Raw genomic sequence first — 12,713 nt, forward strand, 5'->3', positions numbered from 1 at the left:
TGTACGATTATACGTCTACTGTCAACCGCCAGCCGAACGGATCTTCCACTTTTCCGGTTTGGATGCCCGTCATTGTGTCATAGATTTTTTGTGATAATGAACCGATTTCACCATTATTAATAGTGATTTTCTTATCATTCCAATAAAGTTCTCCGATTGGAGAGATGACCGCTGCAGTACCCGTTCCGAACGCTTCTTCCAAAATTCCGGACTCATAAGCTTCGTAAAGCTCTTCCATTGAAATTTTCCGTTCTGTAATAGGGATATCCCAATGCTGCAGCAATTCAATGACGGATTTTCGTGTAATCCCCTCTAAAATGCTTCCATTGAGCTCGGGTGTGACAACTTCCCCGTTCAATTTAAAGAAGACATTCATCGCACCGACTTCCTCGATGTATCGATGTTCCTTCCCATCGAGCCAAAGCACTTGTGAATAGCCTTTTGCTTCCGCCACTTCTTGCGCTTTCATCGCACCGGCGTAGTTGCCTGCCGTTTTTGCACTGCCTGTCCCACCTCGTACTGCACGAACAAATTCAGATTCAACCGCGATTTTGACGGGATTAATGCCTTCCTTATAGTAAGCGCCGACTGGCGAAAGAATGATCATGAAGCGGTACGTTTTCGATGGAGCAACTCCTAAATAAGGTTGCGTAGCAAAGATGAACGGACGGATGTAAAGGGATGTCCCATCGATATTTGGAATCCAATCTTTATCGACTTGAATTAGCTTCTTAAGACCAGAAAGTGCAAGTTCCTCGTCGAATGCTGGAATGCAAATTCTTTCGTTCGAACGGTTCAATCTTTTCATATTTTCCTCAGGTCTAAAAAGAACTACTTCGCCATCTTCCGTCACATACGCCTTCAATCCTTCGAACACCGTTTGGCCGTAATGGAATACCATTGCCGCTGGATCGAGCATAATCGGCTCATACGGAACAACTTTCGGATCATACCACCCTTGTCCTTCCGTATAATCCATCGTAAACATATGATCAGTAAAAACGGTACCAAATGAAAGCTGATCGAATGCCGGCTTCGTTTTCGGATTCAATGTCTTTTCCACATTGACTACTAAATTCGTCATCGTAAATCCTCCTTCTGCTATGTATTTTTTCATTATACACGAAACAGTGGATACGGATATGATAAAATGAATGAAATGGAGGGATGACATTGACTGGATCTGAGAAAATGCCTGGTAATGAACGCCGGCAACTGATTTTGAAAACATTGAAAAAAGCCGATACCCCGTTGACAGGCAAAGAGCTTGGCGAACTGACGAATGTCAGCCGCCAAGTCATCGTTGGAGATATTACGTTGTTGAAAGCGAAAAAGGAACCGATTCTTGCGACAAGCCAAGGATATATGTATATGCATGCATCGGTAGGTCCGGAAAAAATCGAAAAAGTGCTCGTCTGCCAACACTCACCTGAGCAAACGGAGGAAGAGTTGAACATCCTCGTCGATCATGGATTGCTTGTGAAGGACGTCAAAATTGAGCATCCTGTATATGGCGACTTGAGTGCCTCCATTATGGTGTCTAATCGTCTAGAAGTGAAGGAATTCATGAGGCGGGTCAATGAAGCAAATGCTGCTTACTTATCCAAATTAGCTGAAGGCGGCATCCACCTACATACCGTAGTGGCCGATGAGCAACATCAAATCGACAACGCTGAAATTGCGTTAAAAAATGCGGGTATCCTCGTTGAATGATGGATACCCGCATTTTTATTTCCTTATAGTCGTAAACCCAGTTTCCAACTGTAACTGTTCTAAAAAAACGAGCATGAAAGCATGGCGCTCCTCAGCAAGACGTTTCCCTTCCTCGGTCACCATCAAATCTTTCAGTAAAAGCAGCTTTTCATAAAAATGCGTGACGGAAGCCGTTTTCCTGGAACGATATTCATCTTCAGACATTTTCGTTCTCGCAATTTCATCCGCATCGTATAATTTTCTTCCTCTCGCTCCTCCAAATGCGAATGCCCGCGCAATTCCAATTGCACCAATCGCGTCGAGGCGATCCGCATCCCTCACAATCGCCCCTTCAATCGAAACGATTTCTTCTTCGTTGCCGCCGTTGAATGAGACGCTTCTGATTGTTTCCAAAACCCTCTTTACTAATTCATCACTTGTACTGGTGGAACGAAGTAGCTCCATTGGGGTCACGTTACCGTTCTCTCTATATTTCGGATCGTCGATATCGTGTAGAAGAACGGCAAGCCGAATGATGAGAAGATTTGCTTCGGGAATCGTCCGTGCAATATCCTCCGCATTTTTCATAACCCGTAAGACATGATCATAATCATGACTCGCATCAAACTGCCGATAAATATCGATTACCCGCTCCGTTATGTTACTCACTATCGTTTCCATAAGATCCACCTTTTTCTATATTCATTTTAAATGAGATTCGACTGAAAATTTAGGCATGTCGTTGACGTATATTGTCGATTCATGTATAGTTAATGCATCCATGTGAATAATGGATAAGACATTGAAATGCCGAGGGAGGAATAAGCATGTACCAAGGTAAAGTAAAATGGTTCAGCAATGAAAAAGGATATGGTTTCATTGAAACGGACAACGGTGAAGACGTGTTTGTCCACTATACAGGCATTATGTCAGATGGATTCAAGACATTGGATGAAGGCCAAACCGTTTCATTCGAAATTGTAGAAGGTAACCGAGGACCCCAAGCGGCAAATGTCTTGGCGATAACATAATTAATTAATAATAAAACATGCAACATCCCGCCGGAAAGATCCTGGCGGGATATTATTTTGTTAATTTATTCATTTCATTCCCTAAAAATTGTAGTTGTTCTCCAATTGTACATATTCGGATGCAAAACTGATGCGCTCCTGTTTTTCCGAGATCCTTCGCCTGTTGCCTTTTGACAAAACATCCTTCACAATACGTATCAAGCACTTCATTAATTTCATTCATGACTGTTAATTTATCCATAGCAACCTCCAAGTCAAGTCATTCATTCATTTTAATATGCTTTTTAGCACGTTGCAACAAAGATAAGGAGAGATGAAGCATGATCGAATTGTACGTAGATGGCGCAAGTGCCGGAAATCCCGGCAAAAGCGGCATTGGAATATACATTAAAGGAGAAGGGAAAACCGTTAAAATCTCCGAACCAATTGAACCAACGAACAACCATACAGCCGAGTTTCTCGCCCTTCTCCGTGGTATGGAAGAAGCCGCAAAATTGACGACCGGAATCGTTTCAGCTCGCTCAGATTCAAAAGCAGTCGTGTCGGCTGTAGAAAATGAATTTGTGAAGAATGAAGTACATAAAGAGTATTTGAACAAAATTTTATCGATCGCAAAAACATTCGACTTCTTTTTCATTAAATGGATTCCAGACAACGAAAATCGCGCTGCGGATGCACTTGCCCGAGAAGCGATTCATAAACAATAAAAAGCTCGATCATAAAATAGGATATGAAGCATCTGCAAACTGGCAGACGCTCCGTATCCTATTTTGCTTTCATGAATGTCACGGTGTCTTGCAAATTGTCGTACAGCACCCATTCCTTATCGGAAACAACAGCACCAACGTTGACAAGAGTTTGACTATCTTTCACGTCGTACGGATGATTTAAAAGGATAGACTCTTCTTTAATCCCATTTCGCAGCAATCCAGAACTGTGGCTGTGTCCGTAGAACGTCAGACTTTTCGACACGTCTGCTTCCAATAACGCCCATGGCTTTCCGCCCCACTTCCATTGATGGCCATGTATAACTTCTGCATCGCCAAGTTCAATTGTTTCGGGCATCGTTCCAATTCTTTCGTACAATGGATTGGCCGTTTCCGTAATAAGCAAAATGCGTTCTTCCTGATTCCCTTTTACCGACGGGAAAGTAAGTAACTCAACAAAACCTTCAGGTAATAGCATTACTTCTTCGAGATGGCTATATTTGTGCTCATTCACATAACGCTTACTTATCGTGCATTCGAACAAATCTCCAGTGCCAATCAAGACGGCGTCAGGCGCCTGTTCGTTAATATCGGAAAGCACATCCTCCAAATCACCTTTGGAGGAGTGTACATCTCCTAAGATCGCATATAGCATGTTCATTACACCTCTATCTTCGGGTTACCCTTTTTCCACTTCAATGGTTTCCCTTGAAATCCAGTCACTATAACTTCCAACATATAGTTTTACTTGCTCGTATCCATTTTGCTTCAGCATTGCAAATAATGGAGCAGCTGTTACGCCGCTTCCACAATAGACAATAACCTCGTCATCACGCTTCACAACTTGTGAAAGTTGCTTGCCGACATCATCATCCAAGTTGAAAGAGCCATCCTTTTTCAACTGCTCCCAGTCAAAATTCAATGCTCCCGGGATTCTTCCAGCAATCGGATCGATTGGTTCAACTTCACCGCGATACCGTTCAGCCGAACGCGCATCGAGTAGCACATTGCCAGTTTCCCCTTCCACGGTCTTTTCAACGAATTTACGAGGCGCAACTATCGTTTCATCCCATACAGGGACGACGACGGATTGTTCAGGGGCGCTCACTTCTTTAGAAACAGGAACACCCATTGAAGCAAGCTCCCCAAAGCCTTCCTTTAAAATGAAAGAGTTTTTAAACCCTCCGTATTGAAGAATCCACCAGGCTCTTGCAGCAAATGGACTGCCACCGTCGTCATAGACAAGTATTCGATCATCGAGCTCGAGGCCGCTTTTTCGGAATAACGTCGTCAACGTCTCTTGATCGGGCAACGGATGCCTTCCCGCTTTTTTGGTCATATCAGAAAGGTCATCGTCGAGATGCCAGTACAATGCCCCTTTAATATGCCCTTCTTTATATTTTTTTCTCCCCGCTTCGCTCTCTTGCAACGAAAAACGGGCATCAATCCATTTTACATCGTGGATATCCACGTCTTTAATCGACTTGAACACTTCACTCATTTCAACCCATCCCCTTTAGTTGGATTTTTTCATGAATTATGCGCCATTCTTCCAATTGCTCCGTATCTTGCAAGAGCGATCGTTCTGATTCGATCTGTTGAAGGCTTTGATTTAGTAAATGGAGACGTAGCCCTTCCGCTTCCGCTTCGATCCACTGCTCCGCCCAAAGCTCAATTTGTTCTTTTTCCTTGCCCAAGTAAATAGAAGCATCCTCTTTCAACCGTTCTTCCAGTTGGTCTTTCAATACGAGACGATCGCCTCTTTCAAAAAATGACTTCTGGTTTTTAAATGAACGGTTTACATCTTTATAAATTGCGGGATTTTCAAAAGGTGCTGCAAACGACAGCATCTCGGCGTCTTCTGCTTCATACGGCGAAGGCGAAATGGAACTATCTCTATCGGAAAGGAACCGCATCTCTGACCGCTCCCGCTCTTTCAATAATTTATTCATGAAGTTTAGCATACGTAAATTGGTCACTTTCAATTCTTGCGTCAAATCAAACCCTACCATTTGCACTGTTTCAGCAAGCGCTATCGTTAACGCCTTGTCAGCGGTATGATTGGCAAACGTCGATGGACTATAGCCTTCTTTGAAAAAGTCCCCAAAACGTAGGAATACACGTTGTAAAATATAATAAACCAATTCATTCAATTCATTGCTAGAAGCTTTACGAATCACTTCTGCAAACCCATTTGCATAACGGGCACGCACTTCCTGCTCAAAGCGCTCAAGCTCCACTAATCGTTCCGCCTTACGTGACCTGTTCACTTCCGCACGTTCAATCAATATCGAGAGCCTGTTAACAGCTTTAGCCGCCTCTTCTTCCAACGCTTTGACAGCAAGCCCTTTTAAATCATCCTTCAAGAAATGACCGAAGTGATTTTCAAAAGCTTCCATAGCGCTATCTTGCTGTCCAGCTAGTTTCGCTTCCAATGCTTGCAAACTAGAAATCCCGTGAACACGTGGATGACGGATTCCGAAAGTTGTCAGTTCCTGTTCAACAAATGATAGGACCATTTCTGCTTCTTCTGCATCATTTGCTAAATCGATGGCATTGACGATAAAGAACATTTTATCCAGTTCAAAAGCGTCTTTTACACGACCGAGTTGGATAAGGAATTCGCGGTCAGCTCGTGCAAAGGCGTGATTGTAATACGTAATGAACAAAATTGCATCAGCATTCCTTATATAATCAAAAGCGACATCGGTATGCCGAGCATTAATGGAATCTGCCCCAGGTGTATCGACGAGCGTAATGCCTTGCCTCGTCAACGGACAGTCGATATATAAATCGATGGAGTCGACGAAACAGCTACGCTCCTCCTCCGCAACGAATCGGGTGAATTCGGTTTGATCGACATTTAAAATAGATCCGAGTCGATCCTTATACACCGGATAGCCCGATTGGAATGCCCGAATAAACGTTTTATGGATATGCAAACTTTCGTTTTCCAGCTCTCTGCTAATGACGTCTTCGACTTTACTGAACGCTTCTTCTAACGTTGAAACGGGCACTCCGAGCATCTCAAACGAATAGGCAACATCTTCTGTCATCTGGCTAACCGTTTTCAAATGAACATCAGCTGTTCGATCTTCTTTACCAGCTGAAATAGGTTTTATCCGGTTAATAGCGGCGGTCGTCGGATTCGGTGAAACCGGCAACACACGGTCGCCAATTAAAGCGTTGGAGAATGACGATTTCCCGGCGCTGAACGCCCCGAACAAAGCGACTGTGAATTCCTGATCAGCTAGACGATCCGCTTTGTTCCGTAAATAGTCGGCCGTCTCCGAAAAACCTGGGATATCCATTACTAAATTTGCAATTCGAAGCGCTTCATCGATAACCGTTTCCGCGTCAGAACCTTGCTGATGAACATCAATGGAATATGCTTGTTCCTTCTGAACAGCTTTAGCTTCCGTCACACTAGCTGCCGTTTCAGAACCATTAAGCTCTATCGTTTCATAGTCCGGCTTCTTCTTCCATTGATGAAGCATAGATTCGCTAGCAACTTTCAGTTTCGCTGTTGGTGTAGCAATGTTTTCAATGAATTCGGACCGTTGATGATTGATTTCGTTCACTTCTGCAATCGCACATAACTTTTCTTCAAGCGACTGGATCGTTTGAAGAAGTAGTTCAGATTGTTCAGTGCCTAAAGATGCAGCGAGGTCTGACATTTCTTGTTTCCAATCGTCCGTTGTTCTACGGAAAACTTGTTGGATTGCTAACTTCATCTGCTCCGCCATATTCAACACTGTATCTCCCGTTACGACATCCGATACATTCAATTGTGCGTCAATTTTTTCAAAAGGTACCGTCATATCCATTTCATCAATCTGAATCGACCGCTCGTCTGTCATCAGTCCTGCATCGTTGAGCGTTTTTTTCATAAGTGCCTTCAAATGTACTTCAATTTGTGTATGTATTAGCTTTGACAAGTTCGTAGCTAATGAATCCTTTCGCTTCGCTTTCTCTTCCGCAGTCTTCTTTGCACCGAATAAAAAGCCTACTCTAAACCGCGGGGATTTCGACTCTAAATAGTCCTTCAATAGCTCTCGTGTTTCGAAAGGGCTAATCGAAGCATTCCGCAGTAAATCATTCCGTTCCCTTTCAAAAGTTGCATAAAGCTCATCTCCTGATAGTAAGGAAGCACGTTTCTTCAGCTCATCCACTTCCATAGAAAGTTCATCGTATTCATCCCACTCATTATCCGAAACAATATGAGCATAAGTGGATTTGCAATCGACTATCTTGCCTGCTAGAAATTCCATATGTTCGTCTTTCAATTTCAAAAGTGATTGATTGGCGTTTTCTAAGAAATGCTCTTTCCAATTGACAATCGAACCTTCTACAATGCCCTTCACCTTTTCAAAATCATTGAAAGGAAGGTCATCTGCCTTCAAAGAAGTATAAAAAATCCCTTTCGGTTCCACGCCCCATAGTTTAAAAGAATCTTCAACAGACTTTTGGAATTCCTCAAAAGGTAATTCACTTTCCCGATGCTTATCGATTTGGTTTATGATCAAATAGACGTTAGCGTTATACCGCAATAATTCTTTCGTAAACTTAAAATTCAGTTCTGACTGGACATGATTGTAATCCATTGTGTAGAAAACGAGATCGGCGAGATGTAATGCTGATTCCGTCGATAAGCGGTGAGCATCATCCGTCGAATCAACTCCAGGCGTATCCATCACAGTTATCGCTTCCGGTAACTTTGACCCAGGATGTCCGATTTCTATAAGGGAAACTTCCGCGCCATCCTTGCTGAGAGACTTCATTGCATCGATGAAACGATGGCCTTTGTATTTAACGAGGGAACCGTCCGTCCGGTGGATGATTGCAAATTCTTCATCCGTCTTCTTCACTTTGACAATATTGGCACTCGTGGGGATTGGACTAGACGGCAATAAATCCTCACCAGTCAACGCATTAATCATTGAGGATTTTCCAGCCGAGAAATGACCCGCAAAACCGATAACAAACTCTTCCTCTATTAGCTTCCGAGCTAATGATGCTGCTTTTCTTGCACGTTCTTCATCGTGATTTTTGTTAAATAAATGACCGTAAATTGCTGTTCGTTCCAAAATATTATTTTCAAACATAACATTCGATCCTTCCTAACATTGTGTATATACTATACCATTTTTATTTACCTAATCGCATTTGATTGAGTATTACGACTTATATACACTATTTGTTATAACAAAAAAGCTATCTCATCAAATACCCATTGATGAGACAGCTGTATTTTATTATTTCTTCACGAATGTCTGTAAATCTACCGGAAAAATTCCGGAAATCACTTCTTTCATTTCTTGTTCGAATCCTTCCAATAGGATATGCACCGTTCCGGAATCTTCAGAAGTTCGAATGAGTCGCCCGGCTCCTTGTCTTAAACGAAGCAACATGAAAGGCAAATCGACTTCCTCAAACGGATTTTCCGCATACTTCCTGCGTGCGTCAAACAGTGGGTCATGAGGAGGAAACGGTAAATCATAGATGATAACCCGTGTAAGTGCATCTTGCGGAATATCAAGTCCTTCCCATAAATGATATGAGCATAGGACGGGAATTTCTTTTTGTTGGAAGTCACGGATGATTGACGATAATTCTCGTTCGCCTTCAAAAGCGATACCCTTTTGCTGCTCTTCGTTTAACTGTTTTTGGAAGCTTTTCATCGATTGTTCCGATTTAAATAGCAGCAATGTTTGTTGTCCGTCCTTTAGTAAATCGAGAACATAGTTAGGCTTTTCCCCTTCATTAATATCGGCAGCAAAAACTTCCATCTTCTCTTCATAGTCGAAAGGTGATTCGACCGAAAATGATAGGAACTCATCAATACCGAGGCTATCCAATATATATGAAAAATCTTGCCCTACTGAAAGTGTTGCCGATGAGAAAATAATTGGTATATTAGAGGAAAATAACTTTTCTTTCAAAATATCCGTGACGAGTCGCGGCATAATGATGAGCGTCATTCCATCTGCATTATCTTCCAGCCAGTCAACAGCATCATTTTCGGACACGAATAGTTGCATCGAGTAAATATATTGCTCTAAGTACTCCTCAACCATTTTTAAATCATATTCCGGAATAATATATAGTTCTCCTTCGAACACAAACTCTTCTAGTAAAGCGGTTGAAATAGAAATTGCTTCTTTGCCAACGGAGAGGAGATTCCCATTTTTTCGAATTGCTTTCCGCTCGCCTTCGCTATCTTTCGTTGCAGATTTCAGAAGTCGGAAAAACTCTTCATGCATATCAATTAATCGTTCCATTAGTTGTAGCGTCTCTTCCCTGACACCGTCGACCATAACTCGTTCCAACAGACTAAGCAATGTATTATTTTGTACTTCATACGTTAGTGCACGTTGGGCGGAATATTCAAGTAGATGTCCTTCGTCGAAAACAATCATCGATACATCGGGTAGAAGTGGTAGCTGTCCTTGACGCTTCCTCGATTCCTTCGTCCAAATATGCTCCATGTAAAAATCATGTGAACAGATAATCAAATCCGCCGCTTCGCGATAATGATTCCGATGGATTGTCTGTCCGCATCGATTCCGCACGTCGCAAGCAGCGCATTGTTGGATAGGATGAAAATTCATTGTTTTCCATTGTTTATCGTTTAAATGCGGATAATCCGATCGTTCTCCATACGGGAAAACGGATTGTAGCGAACCGTTGCCATTTACAAAATCTGGTAAGCTACTATGGACATCTTCCGCAAAGTCCTCTAAAGATGCGTCTACCGCTTCGTCCAATCTTTTAAGGCATAAGTATTGGTCTCTCGCTTTAGCAAGGCGAACGTCAATATCAATTTGCAGCGCATCGCTAATTTTGCGAATATCTCCTTCTTCTTTCACAAGCTGATCAATTAACGTCTCATCTGCGCAGGAAATGAGAGCAGGTTTTCCTGTATACCTCGCATACGCAATGGCTGGCAATAAGTAAGCAATCGTCTTTCCTGTTCCGACGCCAGCTTCCGCCAAAAGTACTTTCTTTTCTTTTAGCGCTTGTTCTATTTGAAATGCCATATAGATTTGTTCGTCTCTGCATTCGAATCCCTTTTCGGTCAAATCGTCATATAATGTATCGCCAATCCAGTCATTCAAGGATTCATAAAATGATTTTTCTTTTGTTAATGAAAATGGCATTTTCCTATTCATTTGCGCTCCCCTTTCCTTATCACACATGGAAACGGAAGAGGCAGGACCTCTTCCGTCTGATCTAATTACTTATATTCGTTGACCCCAGTATTGATAAAAGTCAGTTCTAATAAATCCATTGAACAGCTTTCGTTTCTTCGTAGCCTTTTTGCCGTACATCGTTTCAAAGTTTTCTAATGAGGAAAGCATGTAGACGGACCATGATGGATACTTCTCCATTATATGGCCGATGATCTGGGTTAGTTCCTCAGCTTCCTCAATTTCACCTAATCGTTCTCCATAAGGAGGATTGCCGACTAGCACGCCGTTCAAACCTTCGACAGTCAAGTTCCTAACATCCCGCTGCTCAAATCGGATTAAATCCATGAAACCGGCTTCCACCGCGTTTTGCTGGGCAATCTTGACCATTCGTGGATCTACGTCAAATCCGGTAATGTCGAGCGGCTGATCATATTTTGCAATATCTTCCGCTTCTTCCCGAACACGATCCCATATTGCTTGGTCCATCCAGGGCCATTCTTCACTACTAAAATCACGGTTATAGCCTGGCGCAATTTGTTGTCCAATCATTGCCGCTTCGATTGGAATCGTACCTGACCCACAAAACGGATCAACGAACGGTCTAGCTGGATTCCAGCGTGTTAGCTTTACAAGTGCTGCAGCCATTGTCTCTTTAATAGGTGCATCGCCTTGCCCAACACGATACCCACGTTTATGCAATCCAGCACCGCTCGAGTCTATTGTCAATGTAACTTTGTCTTTCAATATGGAAACTTCAAGTTTAAATAGAGGCCCTGTCTCGTCTAAAAAGCCGATTCGTTTATAGGCTGTTTTCAGACGTTCCACAATGGCCTTTTTCACGATTGCCTGGCAGTCGGGTGTACTGTACAATGTCGATTTTACTGACTTTCCTGCGACTGGGAATTTTGCATCTACAGGTAAATATTGCTCCCACGGAAGGGATTTTGTTTGTTCAAACAGTTGATCGAATGTCGTTGCTGTGAATTCACCGACGATGATGCGGACACGATCTGCGACACGAAGCCACATGTTTGTTTTAGCAATTGCTGTTTCATCGCCTTCAAAATATATTTTTCCGTTGTCGGTTTTCGTCTGGAAGCCAAGTTCTTTTACTTCATCCGCGACGATTGATTCAAGCCCCATTGCGGATGTGGCGACCAATTTATAATTTGTCATGCATTTCCAACTCCAATTCTAGTCGTATCTATATGTAGTCTGCCTATTATCGTAATATGTATTAATAATTATTCCCTTTAACGAAGAAATGCTCTCCAAACGATACGGAGAGCATTGATTGTTATGTTTAACCATCGTAAATTCGATAAGCCATGTTTTGTTCCCGTGTACTCAAACGGCTTGCGCCTCGTACTTAGGGTGGTAATCATCTATCTACAGACAATGTCTGTCCCTTCATCAGTTCAATTCCTTCAGAAGAGTGCCCCTACCATAATTTGGGTTTCTCGCTCGTGGGGTTTACCGCGTTCCATCTGACCCGTTTCCGAATCAGCTACGTCACTGTGGCACTTTTCAGGAGACCTCATCCATATGTACTAAGCACACTTAGGACTTATCCCCGCCGTCAATGCGCATTGCGCAAAGCCCCGGCTTATTTTTTCGCCGAGCACGAACACTACGGTCATCTCAGATCCGTGCGAGCATGGACTTTCCTCTACAACGTACGTTGCAGCGATTACCTGAATTCACGCTATGGTTACAATAGTATAATGCATTTTTCGACAAAAATCAATGACTTTTTTGAAGTGATGGTAGTTGTTTAATCGTAATCGTACAATTTGCTCCCAAATACGTGTTTCTCCAAATTAGAAATCCGCTTTAACAGATCAAAGTTTGTCGTATTCGGGTTCGTTGCAGCAGGACGTTTAGTTGCTAAAGCAAGTTCATCCTTCAATTTCTCATTTTCCATGCGCAGTTCTGAGATCATTTTTTTGAAAGCTTCATAATCCTGGATGACCTGATCCAGGAATAGGTCTACATCATCTTGATTATATCCTCGCAAACCTGTTTTGAATTCCTTTTCAAGAATCGACTTAGAATCAAGTTTTATTTCCATGAAATGACGCCCTTCCATC

The 12,713-nt window shown here is 42.5% G+C and carries 12 protein-coding genes and 1 other RNA gene; 3 read left to right on the forward strand and 10 right to left on the reverse strand.

Annotated elements, in window-relative coordinates; all coding sequences use genetic code 11:
- Positions 1 to 7: 7 nt before the first annotated feature.
- A complete protein-coding gene (locus tag QM454_RS13895; RefSeq protein WP_432358980.1) occupies positions 8 to 1,084 on the reverse strand; it encodes a branched-chain amino acid aminotransferase in 1,077 nt (358 codons plus the stop codon).
- Positions 1,085 to 1,173: 89 nt separating this feature from the next.
- Between QM454_RS13895 and QM454_RS13900 the strand changes: the two genes are divergently transcribed.
- Entirely contained in the window at positions 1,174 to 1,713 is a 540-nt protein-coding gene (locus tag QM454_RS13900) for a transcription repressor NadR (RefSeq protein WP_432358982.1), read from the forward strand.
- Between the two features lie 15 nt (positions 1,714 to 1,728).
- Here QM454_RS13900 and QM454_RS13905 read toward each other — a convergent pair whose 3' ends face one another.
- Positions 1,729 to 2,373 (reverse strand): HD domain-containing protein, encoded by a 645-nt coding sequence (locus tag QM454_RS13905; protein WP_432358984.1) that lies wholly within the window; start codon positions 2,371 to 2,373, stop codon positions 1,729 to 1,731.
- Positions 2,374 to 2,519: 146 nt separating this feature from the next.
- Between QM454_RS13905 and QM454_RS13910 the strand changes: the two genes are divergently transcribed.
- Positions 2,520 to 2,723, forward strand: a complete 204-nt coding sequence (locus tag QM454_RS13910; protein ID WP_432358985.1) for a cold-shock protein — start codon at positions 2,520 to 2,522, stop codon at positions 2,721 to 2,723.
- A 52-nt stretch (positions 2,724 to 2,775) separates the two neighbouring features.
- Here the strand turns inward: QM454_RS13910 and QM454_RS13915 are convergent, their stop codons facing one another.
- A complete protein-coding gene (locus QM454_RS13915) occupies positions 2,776 to 2,964 on the reverse strand; it encodes a zinc-finger domain-containing protein (protein WP_432358986.1) in 189 nt (62 codons plus the stop codon).
- A gap of 79 nt (positions 2,965 to 3,043) precedes the next feature.
- On the opposite strand from QM454_RS13915, the gene QM454_RS13920 reads away from it, so the two are divergent.
- The gene (locus QM454_RS13920; RefSeq protein WP_432358988.1) at positions 3,044 to 3,430 is read left to right on the forward strand and encodes a ribonuclease HI family protein; all 387 of its coding nucleotides are present in this window, start codon (positions 3,044 to 3,046) and stop codon (positions 3,428 to 3,430) included.
- Between the two features lie 58 nt (positions 3,431 to 3,488).
- On the opposite strand, the gene QM454_RS13925 is transcribed toward QM454_RS13920, so the two are convergent.
- The 7 genes from QM454_RS13925 to gpsB form a co-directional block, all read right to left on the reverse strand.
- Positions 3,489 to 4,085, reverse strand: a complete 597-nt coding sequence (locus QM454_RS13925; protein ID WP_432358990.1) for a metallophosphoesterase family protein — start codon at positions 4,083 to 4,085, stop codon at positions 3,489 to 3,491.
- 24 nt (positions 4,086 to 4,109) lie between these two features.
- Complete coding sequence (locus QM454_RS13930; RefSeq protein ID WP_432358992.1) at positions 4,110 to 4,931, reverse strand: sulfurtransferase; 822 nt, start codon at positions 4,929 to 4,931, stop codon at positions 4,110 to 4,112.
- A gap of 1 nt (position 4,932) precedes the next feature.
- A complete protein-coding gene (locus QM454_RS13935) occupies positions 4,933 to 8,535 on the reverse strand; it encodes a dynamin family protein (protein WP_432358994.1) in 3,603 nt (1,200 codons plus the stop codon).
- Between the two features lie 150 nt (positions 8,536 to 8,685).
- Positions 8,686 to 10,602 (reverse strand): ATP-dependent DNA helicase, encoded by a 1,917-nt coding sequence (locus QM454_RS13940; protein ID WP_432358996.1) that lies wholly within the window; start codon positions 10,600 to 10,602, stop codon positions 8,686 to 8,688.
- A 69-nt stretch (positions 10,603 to 10,671) separates the two neighbouring features.
- A complete protein-coding gene (locus QM454_RS13945; RefSeq protein WP_432358998.1) occupies positions 10,672 to 11,799 on the reverse strand; it encodes a THUMP domain-containing class I SAM-dependent RNA methyltransferase in 1,128 nt (375 codons plus the stop codon).
- A 141-nt stretch (positions 11,800 to 11,940) separates the two neighbouring features.
- Positions 11,941 to 12,325, reverse strand: an RNA gene (gene rnpB, locus QM454_RS13950) — RNase P RNA component class B.
- Positions 12,326 to 12,397: 72 nt separating this feature from the next.
- Entirely contained in the window at positions 12,398 to 12,694 is a 297-nt protein-coding gene (gene gpsB / locus QM454_RS13955; protein WP_432359000.1) for a cell division regulator GpsB, read from the reverse strand.
- Positions 12,695 to 12,713 lie beyond the last annotated feature (19 nt).

It is taken from the genome of Sporosarcina sp. UB5, from assembly GCF_050859005.1.
Classification (GTDB): Bacteria; Bacillota; Bacilli; order Bacillales_A; family Planococcaceae; genus Sporosarcina.